Raw genomic sequence first — 17760 nt, 5'->3', positions numbered from 1 at the left:
GATGAAAAAAACACGCTATTATCCGTTTGAACGAAACCGCTATTTTTATGGGAAGCTGCTGACTGTTCGTGATTTTGAATCGGAGCAAAAGTATTTTAACGACAAACGCCGCATGATGAACCGTTTATTACACGGAGCGGGTGTTATTACAGGATTGCAGGTTATTGCAGTGGATGACAAGTCGGTCTCGGTAGAAATGGGGGCTGCCATTGATGCGTTAGGCCGGGAAATTATTATTTCTTCGCCGGTTACCTTGAAGCTGTCCATGATGGACGGTTTCACTAATAATGAATACGCCAAAAATGTATACCTTTGTATCGCTTATGATGAAAAAGGCAAGGAGCCGGTTCATTCCGTCGCTAATGCCGCTGTTCGCTCCGATGAGATCAGTGAATACAACCGTGTGCTGGAGAGCTACCGCTTGTTTATTCGTGAGGAAGCGCCGGACCCGGCTTCTTTTCCTTTAAATAATGTGATGGACCAGACTAGTGTGCTGTACCAGGATTCTCAGGTTCGTATTTTGCAAAGCACACCGCGTTATGTCAATCCGGGACAGCTATTCGAAATGACTTTGCGGGTGGAGAAGACGCTGCAAGCGGCTAAGGTGTTTTTCCAATATGAGGTTGCAGGAGATCAAGTTGAGGCGGAAAGTTATGGGGCGTTGACGTTCAGTGAGCCGCAGGACCGCCAGGAAACGGAATATGAAATTAAGGTGCAGCTGAGAGCAGGGCGATCCTCCAAAGGCAAAAGCCGGGTTGGCGTTAAGCGTGATACAGCTGTTCTGCGGATAGGCGACAAGCAGGTACCTCTTGCTGCCAGCAGTATGAATGAGCTGAACATCATCAACCGAGCCGTTAAGGATCAGTGGCTGGAGGATTATGTGAATCGTTCCTTGGAGGATTCCTTGGAATCTTCCTCAGAGCCATGTATTTATTTGGCTAAAATTAATTTATTGCAGATGGGTCCGACCTACATTATTGAGAAGGTTGAGCCCGTGCCTTTCGGGGAATATGTCTACAACGCTTCCGCCCTTCACAAGCTAGGTCAAAATGACGGAGTATCCTCACCGACCGATAGTCCGATCATAACGAAGACCTCTATAACCAGTCTCGGGTCTGACCAAGAGCCAGAATTGAAGGTTGCATATAATCGGGAAAATAACGAGATTTCGTTCAATCTCGGATTACCAAGTGTCCAGTCGAATCAAGATATGCGGACCGGCGTGGTGGAAATTCCGGTTGCATCATTAAATAAATTTACTGCATCCCCATTCGGGAAGGGTGGAAAAAGCTATGTTTCCGATGAAATCGAACATGGTTTAGGAGCCGGGGATACTTATATTGTAACCGGCCTTGAGGAAGTGTCCGATGACTACATATCGGACATTCTTAGCAACAGCGAGCGAGTTTACTATGGCGCTTCCGATGTGTTTAAAGGCAGCGAGTTTGAGACAAGCGGCCCGGAAGTGAAGATAGGCACACTCGTGTATCCACGCAAAGGCACCTTCCGCGTAGGTGTCCGATTGCAGCAGCCAACAGAGGCGACGAATATACGCGTTCGTTGGTGGGCGTACAACAAGCCATCCGAGGTGCGGGAAGCTAGCTCAGCTGTTGAGAACTCAGTGCGCGAGGCTGCAAGCGGCAAGGAAGAATAGCCACCTAGCCTCTGGTGCAATCTCTTTAAACAAAAAAACGGTCCCTTGCACTGACAAGGAGACCGTTTTTTATTTTCGAAATGAAGCTTTTCATATTCAGCCTATTTTCTGCCCGAGCAAGATGCGATCCCATCCTGAAATTAAATCTTTGATTTTATAAGCAGTCTCACTAATGAAATTTTCCGTTATGCTTTCGGTTATATATTTCGGTGTTATGCGGGGCTCCTCGCTCAGTAAATCGAACCAATGAATTGTCCGTAACCGCCAGAAGTTAATTTCATCAGCAGAAAGATAAGGGGCAAAGGGGAATATCGGAGTGGAGATTAGTTTTCTCCATACTTCAGGTGTCCATTTTTTCGTTGTATAAATAAGGAAGTCAATCTGGTCAGTGTCTTTATAATAAGCTCTTTTTATTTCATCGGCTGGAATTTGGTCCTTTGTGGCCTGTTCTTTAAACTGTTCATATACACTATAAGTCCAGAAGTAGTCTGTAAGCAGATGAGCAAAATATCCCCGAACAAACCATTTCCACGCCTCATCTTCATTACTTTGGATAATATGACGGTGGTATTCAGCTTGTAAAAGGTCCATGTTCTTGGCAGCGTTTATAATGTCTAAATGGGTGCGTCTTTTATCCTCTCTGTTTGTGCCCTTCCGCATATGTATAGAATCAGGAGCGATATTACCTAATAAAAAAGTGGCAGGAATGTCTTCATTTCCCATATAATTTACAGCAACACTTAAATGAATCATCGGTAGCGGCATTTTCTAGTACACCTCTCATCATTTTTGTATCCTATAAGCTTACAACAAATACCAGATTTTACAATGATGTCATTCTGATAGTTGTCTAACAGCTAGTTCATAAGGGAACTCTATCATTTTTGGTATTTGGTTGTGAAATGACTAGAAACTCAATGTCCTGCTCCGATTTATTAAACACTTGATGTGCTTGTAGAGGTAGAACCTCAATTCCTTCGTGCTGCCTGATCGTAAACTCCACGCCGTTTATTTCAATATGCATAACACCTGATAAAATAAAGAAGAACTGACTCGCTTTATTATGGTAATGTCTTACTTCGCTTGTAGCGGGTGGCATTTTTTCGTGGATAATGCTTTTTTCCTCGTTATTGACAAGTCGCCATCCATCGCAGTTATCTCCCCAAGTATAGTGCTCAGCATTATGCTTACTTATCATTTAACCAGTCCTTTGCAGCCGTTTTTCTATCATTTTGAATACAATAATTCAGTGACTAGTAATGTGACGGGATGTCATTCGGAATATTCAAGGCTGTTGTCCTCACACCATTCGATAGCGATTTTCTTGTAGCATTCATGACGATAAGCGTACCAATTATCTAAAATACCCAGATAAGCGAGTGTGTCTTTAAATCTTCTAAAAGCACCTTTTCCTTGTATCGCTTCTAGTAGAGACCTCGCGCTTTGTTCATTCTCAAGAGAATAGATGTAGCTTTCCATCATTGCATAATCGTTAATATCAAATTTCGTTGGTAATTCCTTATAATTTTCAAAGTTCTCAATTACATCAATAGCTACTTCCATATTATCCTGCTGCCAATCATGCAAATGTTCGAATGACTCTTCTTCTTCCGCAGCCCGCAGCTCCTCCACGGATACGGTTATGACCTCTCCGGTCTTAATATTGAGATACGAATTTGAACCATCAAACATCATATCCATTCCATCAATTATGTCTCGCAATTTTACTTTCAAGGCTCTCAACCCTTTATCAATTTAATAGTCTTTATTCTCTTTATTGTCTTTATAGTAAGGATTTATACTAACTAAAAATACCTGCCAAATAAGTTTCCAAATCTGTCTTTATTGGCATAAAGTAAATATGACTATTCGTACCATGGGAGAAGTCCAAAGCTTTCCTGGCAAAATCAATGTTCCATTGCAAAGTAGGTTCAAAGCTTTTGGGAAATACGGCGTTGTTCTTTACCTCCCAATAGTTTCTAGACCTGAGCGAGGTTACAGGAGATACTCCCCAGAAAATATCAGAGCCCTCTAGCAGCTCCATATAAACCTCCATAAGCCTTATATCAAAAAAGGGCTGCGTAAAAAAGCCATCCGTACCCGCATCCAGCTTTTGTTGGACATATTCGTATTCTTTTCGAATGCTGTTCCGATAGGGATCAATAGCTGCATACACCTTGATATTCGGACATTCGGCCTTTATCTTTTTTATAAAATCTGTGCTAGTCACCGGATAAACTTTTCTATTTATATCCTGCGGGTGATCCCCGGTTATTACAAGAATTTCGGAGATGCGATGAAGATTCAAATATTCAGTAATGGTAATGTTTTTGTTCAAATCAAAGTCGATCGCTCGTATATGTGGGATACAGTTATCGTAAAAGGTTTTGGAAATAGCAGTGCCTTCCCAACTGCGAATATCTAATCTCATCAGGTCTGGAATATTAACCGTATTTATGGATGGAAATTTAGCTTTAATTAATTGGAGCTCAGATTGTAAATGTTCGATTCCTCTTGGCACAAGCTCGATAGATATTCTCATGAAGTACCTTCCTATCCTGGTTGTGAATATTAATGCATTATTATTAATTATTATACATGATTTTGATGTTTATCTCACGCCTTCAAATTGGTATTTACAAGAAGACTTCAGCATGTCTTGCAATCCGTTTTCATAATAAGGCATTAATTTCAGGGCTGCTTCTATGTCCATCCAGCAGATCTCAGATATTTCGTCAGGATGCTGAATTTGAATTGAGCCGTCAACAATAGACGCGTGAAAAATAATAAATAGCACATGATGCTGTTTTGGGGTGAAAAAGCATTCTCTAACCGCGGCTATATCCCCAACCTTAACCGTTAATCCGGTTTCTTCAAAGGCTTCTCGTATTACCGCTTGCTCAAGTGTTTCTCCGTCTTCAACGGCTCCGCCAGGCAGGGACCAGAAGCCTGAATCCTTGTTATAAACCATTAGTATTTGTTGGGTTTCCTCATTATAAATCAGGGAATAGGCGACATTTACTCTTTTCATGGAGTGTCTTCCTTTCTGTTTTCGTCATTAGGTTCTCTGCGTGTTAGCCCATTCGCGTGCTTTATCGACCATTTCACTTACGAATGCTTCCTTATTCTTCTGATACAAATAAGTATTATCCGGGTACTGCTTGGCGAGCCATAATTTAAGTTCCCCATATTTGGCAGCATTTTCGGGATGGGCGCTCATATAATGTTTGAAATCCAAATGGTCTTTTATATGGGGATCATACTGTTGATAAATATGGAGATGGACGATTCGCGGGTCTCCTTTTATAAAATATCTTCGCCCGGCTATTCCGTTCTCCCCTCTAGGCTGATATCCATGCTTAGTCATAGTTTCGTTGTAAAAATCTATTTGTTCTATACTTAAAGCTGAGATTAAAATATCTACAATCGGTTTAGCAAACCCTATTTGGGGGACCGATGTGCTGCCGATATGATACATTTCAACGACATTTTCATTCAAAATCGCTGCGAGTAATTCCGATTCAGACTGGTACCTCTGGTTCCAATCCTCTGTCCATGGCTCTATTACGGTTTTTCTTACCATAATTGCTCCTTTATCTTAAGCTTCATAATTTCTTGCATTTTATGATCAGGGTAGCTGGGAAATAATTAGCTTTCAGATCTGAGTACCAGGAGGTTTCATTTCCTCTCGATTTAGCAGGCCATTCCACCTCTTCGATCACCAAAAAATCGCTCTGAAGCTGCATCCCAGCTATCCTTATTAATTTTCAAATTGTCTGAGAATGTATCCATTCATTTAACCACCTTAATCGTTATTGCTCTTTCTTTTGTCGTTTATTAATAAATCAAGTCTCTCAATAATTCTTTCATCGTTTTCTAGCTTTTTCTTCAGCTTATAGTCTATACTGCTAATTCCTAAAACCACTACAAAGACAAGAATAACTAATACAATCACAATTACATCCATTTGTTTGGACTCACCTTTTTCTATAAGACGTATATCAGTCTCAATTTATTCCTTCCGCTTTGAGCTGTTAACGAGTTTAATTATAATTACTATTAACGCGACAAGAAGTGCGAAAGATATCAGCTGAACAATGGCTGTTGTTATTTCAAAATGCATAAGTTTCACCTTCTTTTTAAATTCATGTAGTCAATTATTTCATGAGGCTCATATATCACATCTGTAATCGAACTATCGGGACAAGACTCGTTTCTTCTATTAAACCATAGGGTTTTTATACCAAGTGAGGAGGCGCCCATAATATCATTTACCCATGAGTCACCTATCATAATTACTTCTTCAGAACTGACGTTGCAGATTCGGAGAGCTTCCATAAAAATCTGTTTATGCGGTTTGGGGACCCCAATTTCCTCCGAAGTTATTATATGGTCTATGTATTTGATGACTTTGCAGGATACTAGCTTTTTATATTGTGTTTTCTTAAAACCATTGGTGATTACGGTTACTCTACGGTCTTGTTCTTTTAGTAGCTCTAGAACTTCGATTATCCCGGGAATTGCTCTAAATGATTGATCATAGCAGCTTACATACAGTTCGCCCAGCTTCTCTAAATCCTCTGGTGGTTTAAGGTTACATCCTATAAATAGTGCTGCAATACGTTCAAGCCTGGTATCCTTCAGAGATAAAGCGCCACTTAGGACTTGATTATAATTTCCGTTCAACATCTGCCAGAACTCGGTCTCTAACTGTTCTACTGTCTTCACTCGAAGGTCTGGATAGAGATTCATAATAGCTTCAATTCCATTTTGGCAAGCGTATCGATGATCTGAAAGTGTCTCATCAAGATCGAAGAAAACATATTTCATAGAGGGAACCTCCAATCAAATCTTTACCAAAGACATATAAATAGTAAACTCACTTTCTTCACTTTCACCCTGATAACGCTCGTCATATAATTCAAAGAAGGGTGGTTTGTGGGTTCCTTTGTAATTATTTTGATGCAACCATCTACCGATTTCTTGAAACGATTCATTGATTCCTTGAATGGAACCCTTATGTTTAAAAACAGCATATTCGTTGGCGGGTATCACAAAACTAACCATTCCCTCTGGAACAGCATCCAGTTTATTTACTTCAACTGAGGTGATATACCGTTGATTAAGATCATCGCATACCCCTAAGGAGACAGTGGAATTTACTCTATTTTCAATGAGATGTATGTTTTGGATGAACGGATGCCATATTTTTGGGGCCTCAATTGGTGAAAGAGGACATTCCATTCCAACTACTGTGAATGCTTCCTTGACCTCCATTTTAACTAGTTCAATGCTCATAATAGGTTCCACCTTTCGTTTTTAGGCAAAGATTATAAGCTTATGCTTTGACGTTTAGCATTTTACAAGCGTCTTCAAAAAGTTACTCTAAAATGAGTGTATTGTTTTTTATATAATGCTCTACTATGGATTTATGAGTTTCAGCGACAGCTATTGATTCTAGTTCTGATCTATTTATATATTTGAGTTCTAATGATTCATCACTGCAAACTAGCCTCTCATACGGTTCAACTTCCACCTTGTAAGCAATTGTAATAATTCGTTTCACGTTTCCATCTGGGAATTCAATAATTCTGGAAGGATCGGAGAAAGTCCCAAACAATTCATATTTGCTGATCCTCAATCCGGTTTCTTCGTTTACTTCTCTATAAAGCCCGTCAATTAATGATTCATCCTTCTTTATTGCGCCGCCTATTATCGCCCATTTTCCACTATCGGTTCTTCTTTCCATTAATAATCTATTGTCATCTGTGATTAACGCTACAACACCAACACTTGTCGGCTGGTTCGGTGTCGGAGCATCAATATTTTTATAATAAAATCTTGCCTCTCCCATACGAAATACCACATCCATTCTTTTAGGATATCCAATTACAATAATACCTTATTATGGAAGTGAACCGTAAGGTTTTTTCGAGGAATAATGTGGGATTGCAGAGTCATTGGCATATGGACGAAATACGAGGTAAAATAGAGATAGATGTCGAATGGTGGAGGTGGAGAACGGATGAAACCAATGGTACATTGTCCAAAGCGATCACGAAAAACGCGATATGGACAAGCATTAATGGTTGTAGGTATTGCAGCGGCACTGCTTCAGCCGTATTCCACTGTAGAGGCCGGACTATTGGATCGGGTTAAAGATATTTACCAGCTGCCGGAGCAGGTGGAGAGCATTCAAAAAGAGTTTGATGCGACAAAGCAGCAGCTGCAGGAGCAAAAGGACAAGCTAACCGAGACGGTGAGGCAGTCGATGCAAACGGAGGAGCGACTGATCGCTCAAAACAAGCAGCTGCAGGAGCAGAATGAAGCGCTCCAAAGACGCATCCAATCTATGGAACAAACCGCACAGGATAAAAATGCTTTTACACGAAAAATAACAACGATAGCTATAACGGCCGTTATTCTTGTTTTAGGTTATTTTGTGTTAGGTCGCGTGCTTAGGATAACGGTGTGGAGACGGCAAAACAGCAAGATGAAGCAGTAAATAGGTAAGAAATCGGCGATGGTCGGGATTGGGAGGGGACAGGCTTGAATATTTCCTATGAGCAAGCCGGTCAAATGACGCGATTAGCTGCATTGACATTGGACTTGGGCGAATCCGTGCATGTGCTTCATCCGAATCAGATCGTTGCTTTCCAAGGAGCGCCTTCTCTGCGTGAAGACTCATTCATGAAGCTCTCAGGGATGTATCGAAAAAAAAGAATGGTGCAATCGCGAATCCACGGGCCGGCCCGCTTTATGCTCGGGCTGCCGGAGGGCTACTCTTTGGGGACGGTTGAGATCAAGGAGGATGACGACCTGTTGTTTGAATTTCGTCATGTCCTATTCTATTCAGAAGGGATGAGCTTCCGGACCCATGTACAGACAGTACGCAATGCGCTGATGACACGTGATTTTGTGAAAATGCGATTTCAAGGTCCGGGAAAGCTGGGGCTGCTTACTGCTGGTCCCTTATATCCAATCGAGCTTGATCCCGGGCAGCCGCTGTATGTCGATATAAGCTGTCTTGTTGCTTATCCGCAGCATGTCAGCTTAACCCCTTGTGTGTACGGCAATACGTTAGCCAGCCAGAATATGAACTACCATTGGGAGATAAAAGGATCGGGTACCGTGCTGCTGCAGCCATGCAAGCCTGACAAACTATTAAATGAGCAGATGCAGAGCGATAGCTTGATGCGGCGCATACTAAAAGAAATCATTCCGTTTGGCGGAGTGTTTATCAAATAAAGCTAACAATCACGTAAAAAAGCCCTCGCTTAAATCCGGATTCTCCGGACAGCAAGGGCTTTTAATTCGTTAAGGCTTCGTCGCTATGATTTCCAGCTGCGTCACGGCATCACCGACAGTGCGGTGGGTGAAGATGAGCAGGAAATCATCCTTATAGTAGCTGTTGGTGTAGCCCCCAGTAATAGCCGGCTGCTTCAGCTCAAGAATACGATATCCTTGCGCGTTCGGCTTGGTTGGGTCTGCGAAGGTTTCAATGACCGGCTGTATCAGAGCTAGCGGCTTGCTGCCCCACAAAGTCACCAGCGTTACCGTGGCTTCCTTCGGATTCATCGGAGTCGTTTCTACATTAAACGACATCTGGTAGTTGGGGTAGCTGAGCTGCAGCTTGGCGATGTCTGTGGCAGCCGAAGCCGCAGCAGCTGCCGCTGCAGGAAGTGTCCCGGCGGACCCCGCAGCCCCTGCTGCCGTAGGCAGTCCGCTGGCAGCGACGCCTGCGGGTGCTGTACCTGCGGCAGCATCCGGTACGGCAAGCTGCGCCAATGGATCTGGCAGGCCCAGCATGGTGACCTCGCCAGGCTTGCCCAGCAGGTCTTCGAGCTTTTTGCTGGACAGCCCGATGAAGCTTTGCAGGCTAACTGCGCCGCCTGCGAAGAACGACTTCAACAGCGGGGCGCCGTCGGCATCGAATAAAGTGCCTATGCCCTCGTAAACGCCGTTTTTGAATTCGCCTTTGTAGACGAGCTTCCCTGTACCGTCCATCGCTTCTCCTGCACCTTGGTACACACCGTTCAAGAAAGAGCCTTTGTATACGGCCGTTCCTTTGTCGCTGAAGGCGGTGCCTTCTCCGTTGTACATGCCCGCTGCAAAAAGCCCTTTATATTTCAATAAGCCTGTGTCGTAAAATTCCGAGCCTTCCCCGGAGAATCTGCCATTTTTAAACTGGCCGTCATAGAGTAGTATGCCTTTGCTGGTGTACAGCTTGCCGGCCCCATTATACTCGTTTGCGGCAAATTCTCCTTCGTACAGCAGTGTTCCTGTTGCATCGAACAGCTTTCCTGCGCCGCTGTAGCGGCCTGCGTTGAAAGCCCCGTCGTATTGAAGCGCCCCATTAGGGTAGTACAGCTTGCCAGCCCCGCCGAATTGGCCATTTTGAAACTCGCCGATGTAGCTGACCTTTTTATCTGCTGCATAGAGAGTTCCTTGACCGTTATAGGCATCCCCGAGAAACTGGCCTTTATACAGCAGTCTGCCTTGTTCATCGTTCAAGGTGCCTGCTCCATTTTTTTGACCCTTATCCAACTCGCCGTCATACAGTACGATACCTTGCTTGCCATACAGCTTGCCTTTTCCTGTAAACAAACCTTCGACCAAATCACCCTCATACTTGGAGGCGCTTTGCTCATCGACTACTTTAGCGGTTCCTGAGTAAGTTAAGCTTTTGGAAGTATTCTCCTGAAGGACAGGTACCCGATTGAAGAATTTGTTAACCATAGCAGGGGGCTTGATAAATATGAAATAAGCGAGCACCAAAATGACAAGCGCAATAAACAGCAGCAGTCTCTTGGAAACATAGTACTGGCCAATAAGCACATAATTGCGAAGAGAGGTTTCTTTGGCCACAAGCATGCGCTTCAATATGTCCTGGAATTTTTTGATGATGATCCCGGGCAGCTTTTTCGCGTCTTGCAGCGGTTTAAGCAGCTTGGTTATTATAGGCGACAAAACCGGCCTAAAAACAGCTTCGACATTTTTTACGAATCCATTCATCGACGTTCTCACTCCCGCTTACAAAATCGCCCGCATGCCGCAGGACATGGGACACCTGAAAAACAGAAAGCCGCAGCAAATTTAGCTTATGGCACTTGGATTGTGGCTTGACCCGGATTTGCGATCTGGATGACGCCGCCCCAGTTGCACATACACTTGGAGCTATTGTTGAGCGCGGGCATATTGGCAATAAGGACAGTAGGCGAACCGGGCGCCCATGGGGCAGCTGTGACAGGTACGCAGGGCATGGGAGTGAGCACACCGAAGGCAGCTGCTGTTGCTGCGGCAACGGTTGGGTTGGAAGGAGAGTTGCACATGCCAAACGGTGTAATGTTCATTATTGGCTTATTATCCATAATATTAGCTATCGGCATAGAGGTCATGACGAGGTTCATAGGAAGCACGTTCAAGGTACCAGGTGCAGCGCCGAAGCTACATTGAATCATAGCGCCTCCACAAACAACCATTCCCATCGAAAGCACCTCCCTTTAGTCCTAAATATATGAGTTATAATCAGCCTTCCAGCTTCAGAGCGAGTCGTATGTAAAAGCGGACATATAGTAGAAACAATTAATTTAATAGTACTAAAAAATACCCAATGCGGCAATAAAATCCTTTTAAAGACCTAATTCGTCCGTATTCGTGTTAATTTTCCAAAAAGAGGATGCGATATGCCTACAAGTATTGTACTATTAAACTATGAAAATGGGACTCGGAGGGATTTGCTTTGGATGTCGCAAAAGGTGTCGGACGCTGTCTGGTGCTGCTCCTATTACTGAATCATATGTTGGTTGGTTTGGTGTCGGCTGCTCCTGGTGATAAGGTAAGGGAGCTGCCGCTTAAGGATGCCGTACAGTTGGGTATTAAGAACAGTCAAGACATTCGAGAAGCGAAGTCGGAAGTTACCAAGAAGAAAGTGGAGCTCACCCAAGCGCAGTACGCAATAAAGAGTGAGGAAGCCAAGGATTCAAGTCTGTTTGCCAAGCCAAGAAACTTAAGCAAGGATTTGCAGATTCGTCTGAAAATTCCTGAGGCGCGCAAACAGCTGCTTATTGCTGAGGAGACGCTCAAGAATAAGACGCGATCGGTTCAGAATGACATGGAGAAGCTGTATTGGAATGCAGTGCAAGGCATGCTTGCTGAAGCGGTGTCGCAGAAGAAGCTGGACGCAGCCAAAAAAGCGTTGGATGGCGTTAAAACAATGCAAAAGCTGGGATTAGCGGATCAAGCGGCTCGGGAGCAGGCGGACAAAGCTTTGGAGCAAGCAGCATCGGAGCTGAAGCAAGCACAGCTGTCCTATAAATCGACCCGACTTGCGCTTGGAGAGAAGGTAGGACTGGATCTGGAGTCGGGTGTGACGCTTTCCTACATCCAGGACTATGCCAATTTGAACCAAGCAATGCTGGAGAAATATACTTCGGGTGCTGAAAAGACGAATCTGGGGCTGCTTCAGGACCGAGAGGAACGCAAGCTGGCTGAGGAGAAGTTCAATACAAACCGAATGCTGTATAGTGCAAAGTTTGGTGAAGCTCGGATGAAAGTCATTGAGAGCATGTACCAAATGAAGGATATGGATTATGACCTGTTTATGGCCAACTATGATGTGACATTGGAGAAAATAGGTACGGATTGGCAAGGGTGGGTATGGCTTGGCATTATTCCGCTTCCTAAAATTTTGCTTCAGGGGGAATATGACGGATTAAGGTATTTCGATGATATTCGGCAGTCGCTGCCGATCTCGATGATGGATCAGAACAAAGCTGTTTTGAAGGAAAAAGAAAGCCGGAAAAACGTGATTTTAGCGATCAGGCAGTCGTATTTGGACGCGAAGGGCGCGGAGGAAGCCTATGCCCAATCATTGCGCGTTAGAGATAAAGCAGCAGACGGGGTTGAGGAAGCTATTAAGAAACTGAAGCTCGGACTTCTGAAGACAGATGAGCTGCAGAAGCTTATAGAAGCGAAAGAGCAAGCGGAGCAAGCCGTTACCTCAAGCTGGATCAGCTATAAGCTGGCCTTGGGCAAGCTGAATTTCGATTCGGGCGGTGAGGTGGAGCTGACGTATAAAGAAGGTATTTTGCCATATCGTGAGATTGATGATGGTTTGGCCAAAATCAAGCCGCCTCAACCGGAAAAGAAAGGCCCTGCGGGCAAATGGGAATTGAAGCCGTCAGTTGGCGAGCTGATGAGTGATTTCACCATACAAGCGGATAAAGGGCTGGAGGCAACTGACTTTGCGATCTTTACTGCTGAAGGGAAGCCAATTGGCAAAAAGAAGCCGATCAAGAAACCGGTGAGGCATTTAAGCGTCATGTTCAGCCAGCCGGAAAGCTTGAAGGTGGTGCTGTTTAAGAAAAAAGAGGTTGTCGCCGAAGGTGCCCTTACAGGTAATGGGACATCGGGTACGATAGCCTTTGATAAGCCGGGGGAATTAGCGGCACTTCCTGCTGTGAAGGAAGCTGCTCAAGCTTCAGCCAAGCCAAATGTAGAGGTTGAGAAGGGCGAAGCGCCGGAAGGAACCTTGATTATTGGCACTTATCGTATTCCTGTGGAAGCCCTGACACCTGAATTGTATAATACAGCCAAAGCTACAATGGCAGCATCGGGACAGGGTGTGTTCTATAAATCGGAATTGTCGGGAGGAACTTGGGTTTCCAACGAAAATGCTATGGACTTGAAAGCTATGGAGGATCCCAATGGATCGGCAGTGGTTGCTCCTGAGAAGATAGCAGCACTTAAGCTGACTGTTGAGCTTAGTGAGTCTGGCCTAATAGCGCCGCTGCTCACTGCTTCGCAGATAGCTCAAGAAGTTGAGGCTCTTAAAAAAGATACAGAGCGGTTAAAGCTGGCCAAGGAAGAGGCGGTGGCGGCGAATAAAGGTGCGGACATTGCTCGCTTATCTATTGAGCTGAAGGATGCAGAAGCGCAGCTGGTACTGATGCAGGCGTTGCAAGCCGGTGACCAACAGGCAGCGCTTCAGCAGATTGCGCTGGTGCATAACCCGGAAGCGCTGCTGAAGCAGCTGGAGGCGGAAGCGGGAGCAGGCAGTGGCGCGAGCGGAGGCACCGCAGGCGGAGCGGGCAGTGGCGCAAGCGGAGGCGTCGCAGGCGGAGCAGGCAGTGGCGCGAGCGGAGGCACCGCAGGTGGAGCGGGCAGTGGCGCAAGCGGAGGCAGCGCAGGCGGAGCAGGCAATGGCGCGAGCGGAGGAGCCGCAGGTGGAGCGGGCAGTGGCGCAAGCGGAGGCAGCGCAGGCGGAGTGGGCAGTGGCGCAAGTGGAGGCGCCGCAGGCGGAGCGGGCAGTGGCGCGAGCGCCGCTGTAGTCGAGCAGCGCAAGCAACTGCTGCAGCAAGCGCTCGCTGCGGGCGATGCCGCAGCTGCGTCTTCGCTGGCCGCGCAGCTGGCCGAAGCGGCCGTGCAGCTCGCGCTGCTGGAGAGCGGCCGTGACGAGAGCGTAGCTGCGCTGCAGGAGGCGAAGGCCAAGCTGCAAGCAGCTGTGGCGGAAGCGCAGAAGCAGAAGGACATGCAGCGGGCTGAGCAGCTTCTGAATTCAATAGCATCACTCGATAATGCGGTGCTGTCTGCGCAGAAGGAAGCGCTGTTCATGCAATTGGACGCGATTATGCAGCTGCCTTCTCAATTGCTGGACGGGGAGCAGCAGGTTAATGCATTGCTTCCTGAAGCGGTTCAAGGCGTGCTGGCTCAAGAAAGCAAGCAAATTTTGGAACAGATTAAGAGCGTTGAGCTTGAGAAATACTCGAAAGAGCAGTTGGTGCTGTTGAGTGAAGCCGCTGCGGAGATGAAGCAAGCCTACGGCGATTCAATGCAAATTTTTCCGGTTGAAAATGTAATTTCTCCGGATTTGTCGATTCTCTTTGAGGTCCCTCCTGCTATAATAAATGGAAAGACCTTTTTGCCGATAAGGCCGGTTTCTGAGGCATTTGGAGCCGTTGTAATCTATGATGAGGCTGCTCGTACTGTCACTATCAGTCATGAAGGTGCAATGATTGTATGTACAATAGACAGTACTACTGGTTATGTGGATGGTGAAGCCGTATCCTTGGACACGGCACCCGTTTTAATTGCGGGAAGGACGTTTGTTCCACTTCGTTTTATTGCTGAGACGATAGGACTTGGGGTGCATTGGGACGAGGGGACGAGGACGATCCTGGTTTCTTCCCAATAAGATTTAACAGCTAGTAGTTTGCGTAAGCAGACTAACATCGGGAGCCTGGACTCAGTGGGGAAATCAACCCGCGAAGCGGACTGTTTGTAAACGGACTTTACGAGCTTGCGAAAATGAGGCGATGAGAGAACGATGAAGAAGTATATAGCGGTTTTACTGCTCGTGCTAATACTGGCTGCCGGGGCAGGATATTATGTGTATTTAAACAAGGGTACGCTAACCAGCTCTCCTTTTCGTAAGGATTTGCCGTTCGGGAGTGTATCCAATGCGCTTCTCGACGAGGAGAACAATCTCTATGTGATCGACAACTCCAAGAAATCGATAGTTAAGCTGAATTCCTCTGGAAATGTTATTTATACCGTGAGCACGAACGATACCGGCGGTGAAATCTACCATTTTAACGAGCTTGCGGCAGATAAACAGGGCAACCTGTATACGGTCAAAACGACGCTTGATTCTTATGGCCTAACTGTCAGATCGGAGCAGATTATCCGCTTTACACCGGAAGGGCAACAAGATCAGGCTTTCTTTCGCAAAGACTACAGTGAGTCCGAGCGCAAAAGGTATCGTATAGGCAGCCTGAAATCACTGAAGGTTCAAGGCGATGTATTGTCATTTTTTGTGGATGATTTTAATGAAACTAAACTTTATCAAGCCGCTGCCGGCAGTACAGAACCTAGAGCTGTCTTTACCGCCAAGCTCCCCGAAGGGAAGTATTTGGCTGGAGTTGCAGGAACAACCGTGGGTCAGATCTATGTTTCCGCCCGAAGCGGGGAAATTTATCGCATGCAGGAAGGCGGACGCTACGAGCTTATTTATCCTTTACCTGGCATAGACCGCTCGTATAGAAATTTTCCGGAGAAGCTTAATTTGGATCGAAAAGGCCGTTTGGTTTATATAGATTACTACGGAGAAACAATCAGTCGGATAGATCCTGCCAATCCGTATATCGTGGAGGCGCTGCTAACCAAAGAAACAGCCAAGCAGCAAGGTATGGAAATTTCCTCAGACGTTATGCCGACGATTGCTCTTGGTGCGGACGATAGCTTGCTTGAGGTACATGAGGGAATGATATTGCACCAAAGCCCGGATGGAACGATTATTGGAAAGATAACCGGAGGAACGTATTCTACGGAGGCCATGGGGCATAAGTGGTTCGTTTGGGCTTTAGCGGTAGTTGGGCTGCTGCTGTTTGCTTTTGCGGTCAAATTGCTCTATTTCAACATAATGAACCGAAGAATCTCGCTCATGCTCAAGCAGATCATTGTTTTTGTACCGGTCATCGTTGCTTCAATGGTTCTGCTCTCCTATTTTATTTATACGAACTTTTCCCAAAAGCTTGAGGATGAAACGATTCATGAGCTTTCTTTGCTGGCGCGTAATGGCCGGAATTTGATCGATGGCGACAAGCTGGAGAAGATGAGCTCTCCACTGGAGTATATGAGCAGCGATTACAAATCGTTTCGTCAAAAAATGGACTCTGTTTTCGAAGGAAGCGATGAAAGTGGAAACAGAGGCTTTTACAAAGCACTCTATAAATATGAGAATGGCGTTATTTATCGGATCATAGAGGATGCGGACGACGTCAACATGTTCAACCCGTTCCCGCAGACGGAGAAGAACCAGGAGGTAGTTAAGCAAGGTAAGATTGCTACGGACCAATGGCAGGATGAAACCGGCTTCTGGATTTATGCATTGGGGCCCATTTATAATAGCTCAGGCAAAATTGTCGGTCTCTTCGAAACAAGTAAAAACATGGAAGGTATTCTTCAGCACAGACGTGAGCTGCTTCGTAACATCATTCAGAATATCGCTGTGATTACGTTAATATTGCTATGTATTTTTATGCTGATGACCTATCTGATGCTTTCATCGATACGCAAGCTGCGCAGCAGCGCAATCGCTATTTCCCAAGGCAATTGGGATACGGTTGTTGATATTCGAACCCGCGACGAGGTTTCTGATCTGGGAGACAGCTTCAATATGATGGCAGAGCATATTCGCGGTTACATTGCCAAGGTGACACGGGTAAGCGAAGCCTATTACCGTTTTGTGCCGCAGCAGTTTCTGAAATATTTGGATAAGGACAGCATTCTGGAAGTTCGGCTTGGCGATCAAGTTGAGCAGGAGATGAGTATATTAATTGTTAATATACGGTCCTTCTATTTACTATCGAAGAAGTTGACACCTGAGGAAAATTTCAATTTTATTAACTCGTTTTTGAATCGTTTTGGTCCTTATGTCCGCAATCATGATGGGCTGATCAATAAATATGCGGGAGCGGGCTTTATGGCGCTCTTTCCTAACGCTGTGGAGCAAGCGCTGCTTTCTTGCATCGGAATGAGAAAGGAATTGGATCTGTACAATGTACATCGTGCTCATTCCGGGTACCGGCCTATCGATATTGGTATCGGGCTGCATAAGGGCCCTCTTCGGCTTGGAATTATCGGGGAGGAGCAGCGGCTGGAGGGGAATGTTATCTCGGATGATGTCAATCTGGCCAATGAGCTGGAGAGACTGACTGAGCCATTGGGAGCTTCCATTCTAGTTTCTGATTTTATTATTCAATCGCTCAGTGACCGCAGTATATTTCAGTATCGCAGCCTTGGATTGATTAGGGTGGAAGGCAAGGAGGAGCCGCTGCAAGTATTCGATGTGTACCATGGAGAATCGGATACAGCCAGAGCTTTGAAGGAAAAAACAAAAGCGTTGTTTGAGCAAGCGGTAGTGCTGTATCAGGTAGGCCGCTTTTATGACGCAAGAGAAGCTTTCGTGCAGGTCATCAAGATCAACCGTCAAGACAAAGCCGCAAAGCTATATTTCTATTTATGTGATGAATATTTCCAGAACGGTACCACAGAAGAATGGAACGGCACATTGTCCGTGTCCTAAGCTCGAGGTAAGACGGGGG

The 17760-nt window shown here is 45.4% G+C and carries 17 protein-coding genes; 5 read left to right on the top strand and 12 right to left on the bottom strand.

Translation table 11 applies throughout. The features are described from left to right. Position 1: 1 nt before the first annotated feature. Complete coding sequence (locus ACFQ0C_RS08425) at positions 2 to 1654, top strand: hypothetical protein (protein ID WP_379365785.1); 1653 nt, start codon at positions 2 to 4, stop codon at positions 1652 to 1654. A 96-nt stretch (positions 1655 to 1750) separates the two neighbouring features. Here the strand turns inward: ACFQ0C_RS08425 and ACFQ0C_RS08420 are convergent, their stop codons facing one another. The 10 genes from ACFQ0C_RS08420 to ACFQ0C_RS08375 form a co-directional block, all read right to left on the bottom strand. Further along, positions 1751 to 2419: a zinc dependent phospholipase C family protein gene (locus ACFQ0C_RS08420; RefSeq protein WP_379365783.1), complete on the bottom strand. Its 669-nt coding sequence runs from the start codon at positions 2417 to 2419 to the stop codon at positions 1751 to 1753. 97 nt (positions 2420 to 2516) lie between these two features. Further along, positions 2517 to 2852 carry a cupin domain-containing protein gene (locus ACFQ0C_RS08415; protein ID WP_379365781.1) on the bottom strand — a complete coding sequence of 112 codons (336 nt, stop codon included), beginning with the start codon at positions 2850 to 2852 and terminating at the stop codon, positions 2517 to 2519. A 74-nt stretch (positions 2853 to 2926) separates the two neighbouring features. Further along, positions 2927 to 3388 (bottom strand): UPF0158 family protein, encoded by a 462-nt coding sequence (locus tag ACFQ0C_RS08410; protein ID WP_379365779.1) that lies wholly within the window; start codon positions 3386 to 3388, stop codon positions 2927 to 2929. 67 nt (positions 3389 to 3455) lie between these two features. Next, entirely contained in the window at positions 3456 to 4196 is a 741-nt protein-coding gene (locus ACFQ0C_RS08405) for a methylenetetrahydrofolate reductase (RefSeq protein WP_379365777.1), read from the bottom strand. Between the two features lie 69 nt (positions 4197 to 4265). Continuing rightward, a complete protein-coding gene (locus ACFQ0C_RS08400; RefSeq protein WP_379365775.1) occupies positions 4266 to 4685 on the bottom strand; it encodes an NUDIX hydrolase in 420 nt (139 codons plus the stop codon). 27 nt (positions 4686 to 4712) lie between these two features. Then, entirely contained in the window at positions 4713 to 5237 is a 525-nt protein-coding gene (locus tag ACFQ0C_RS08395; RefSeq protein ID WP_379365773.1) for a GrpB family protein, read from the bottom strand. Between the two features lie 222 nt (positions 5238 to 5459). Beyond that, complete coding sequence (locus tag ACFQ0C_RS08390) at positions 5460 to 5621, bottom strand: hypothetical protein (RefSeq protein WP_258215357.1); 162 nt, start codon at positions 5619 to 5621, stop codon at positions 5460 to 5462. 161 nt (positions 5622 to 5782) lie between these two features. Beyond that, positions 5783 to 6484 (bottom strand): HAD family hydrolase, encoded by a 702-nt coding sequence (locus tag ACFQ0C_RS08385; RefSeq protein ID WP_379365770.1) that lies wholly within the window; start codon positions 6482 to 6484, stop codon positions 5783 to 5785. A 15-nt stretch (positions 6485 to 6499) separates the two neighbouring features. Further along, a complete protein-coding gene (locus ACFQ0C_RS08380; protein ID WP_379365768.1) occupies positions 6500 to 6952 on the bottom strand; it encodes a GyrI-like domain-containing protein in 453 nt (150 codons plus the stop codon). 82 nt (positions 6953 to 7034) lie between these two features. Beyond that, a complete protein-coding gene (locus ACFQ0C_RS08375) occupies positions 7035 to 7508 on the bottom strand; it encodes an NUDIX domain-containing protein (RefSeq protein ID WP_379365766.1) in 474 nt (157 codons plus the stop codon). 171 nt (positions 7509 to 7679) lie between these two features. Here ACFQ0C_RS08375 and ACFQ0C_RS08370 point away from each other — a divergent pair, with 171 nt between their 5' ends. After that, positions 7680 to 8159, top strand: a complete 480-nt coding sequence (locus tag ACFQ0C_RS08370; RefSeq protein ID WP_258215362.1) for a DUF3450 domain-containing protein — start codon at positions 7680 to 7682, stop codon at positions 8157 to 8159. Between the two features lie 44 nt (positions 8160 to 8203). After that, positions 8204 to 8902 carry an AIM24 family protein gene (locus ACFQ0C_RS08365; RefSeq protein WP_379365764.1) on the top strand — a complete coding sequence of 233 codons (699 nt, stop codon included), beginning with the start codon at positions 8204 to 8206 and terminating at the stop codon, positions 8900 to 8902. A 69-nt stretch (positions 8903 to 8971) separates the two neighbouring features. Here the strand turns inward: ACFQ0C_RS08365 and ACFQ0C_RS08360 are convergent, their stop codons facing one another. Then, positions 8972 to 10669 (bottom strand): MORN repeat-containing protein, encoded by a 1698-nt coding sequence (locus ACFQ0C_RS08360; RefSeq protein ID WP_379365762.1) that lies wholly within the window; start codon positions 10667 to 10669, stop codon positions 8972 to 8974. Positions 10670 to 10755: 86 nt separating this feature from the next. Continuing rightward, a complete protein-coding gene (locus tag ACFQ0C_RS08355) occupies positions 10756 to 11142 on the bottom strand; it encodes a DUF4280 domain-containing protein (RefSeq protein ID WP_379365760.1) in 387 nt (128 codons plus the stop codon). A gap of 254 nt (positions 11143 to 11396) precedes the next feature. Here ACFQ0C_RS08355 and ACFQ0C_RS08350 point away from each other — a divergent pair, with 254 nt between their 5' ends. After that, entirely contained in the window at positions 11397 to 14849 is a 3453-nt protein-coding gene (locus tag ACFQ0C_RS08350) for a stalk domain-containing protein (RefSeq protein ID WP_379365758.1), read from the top strand. A gap of 132 nt (positions 14850 to 14981) precedes the next feature. Beyond that, positions 14982 to 17741 carry an adenylate/guanylate cyclase domain-containing protein gene (locus ACFQ0C_RS08345; protein WP_379365756.1) on the top strand — a complete coding sequence of 920 codons (2760 nt, stop codon included), beginning with the start codon at positions 14982 to 14984 and terminating at the stop codon, positions 17739 to 17741. Positions 17742 to 17760 lie beyond the last annotated feature (19 nt).

This window comes from Paenibacillus sp. GCM10027630, assembly GCF_042676305.1.
Lineage (GTDB): Bacteria > Bacillota > Bacilli > Paenibacillales > NBRC-103111 > Paenibacillus_S.
This window is presented reverse-complemented; position numbering and strand designations above follow the sequence as displayed.

Excerpts from the sequence above, each read along its gene's own strand:
- ACFQ0C_RS08425 (WP_379365785.1), top strand. The coding sequence starts at position 2 with ATGAAAAAAACACGCTATTATCCGTTTGAACGAAACCGCTATTTTTAT.
- ACFQ0C_RS08420 (WP_379365783.1), bottom strand. The coding sequence starts at position 2,419 with ATGCCGCTACCGATGATTCATTTAAGTGTTGCTGTAAATTATATGGGA.
- ACFQ0C_RS08415 (WP_379365781.1), bottom strand. The coding sequence starts at position 2,852 with ATGATAAGTAAGCATAATGCTGAGCACTATACTTGGGGAGATAACTGC.
- ACFQ0C_RS08405 (WP_379365777.1), bottom strand. The coding sequence starts at position 4,196 with ATGAGAATATCTATCGAGCTTGTGCCAAGAGGAATCGAACATTTACAA.
- ACFQ0C_RS08400 (WP_379365775.1), bottom strand. The coding sequence starts at position 4,685 with ATGAAAAGAGTAAATGTCGCCTATTCCCTGATTTATAATGAGGAAACC.
- ACFQ0C_RS08395 (WP_379365773.1), bottom strand. The coding sequence starts at position 5,237 with ATGGTAAGAAAAACCGTAATAGAGCCATGGACAGAGGATTGGAACCAG.
- ACFQ0C_RS08390 (WP_258215357.1), bottom strand. The coding sequence starts at position 5,621 with ATGGATGTAATTGTGATTGTATTAGTTATTCTTGTCTTTGTAGTGGTT.
- ACFQ0C_RS08385 (WP_379365770.1), bottom strand. The coding sequence starts at position 6,484 with ATGAAATATGTTTTCTTCGATCTTGATGAGACACTTTCAGATCATCGA.
- ACFQ0C_RS08380 (WP_379365768.1), bottom strand. The coding sequence starts at position 6,952 with ATGAGCATTGAACTAGTTAAAATGGAGGTCAAGGAAGCATTCACAGTA.
- ACFQ0C_RS08375 (WP_379365766.1), bottom strand. The coding sequence starts at position 7,508 with ATGGGAGAGGCAAGATTTTATTATAAAAATATTGATGCTCCGACACCG.
- ACFQ0C_RS08370 (WP_258215362.1), top strand. The coding sequence starts at position 7,680 with ATGAAACCAATGGTACATTGTCCAAAGCGATCACGAAAAACGCGATAT.
- ACFQ0C_RS08360 (WP_379365762.1), bottom strand. The coding sequence starts at position 10,669 with ATGAATGGATTCGTAAAAAATGTCGAAGCTGTTTTTAGGCCGGTTTTG.
- ACFQ0C_RS08355 (WP_379365760.1), bottom strand. The coding sequence starts at position 11,142 with ATGGGAATGGTTGTTTGTGGAGGCGCTATGATTCAATGTAGCTTCGGC.
- ACFQ0C_RS08345 (WP_379365756.1), top strand. The coding sequence starts at position 14,982 with ATGAAGAAGTATATAGCGGTTTTACTGCTCGTGCTAATACTGGCTGCC.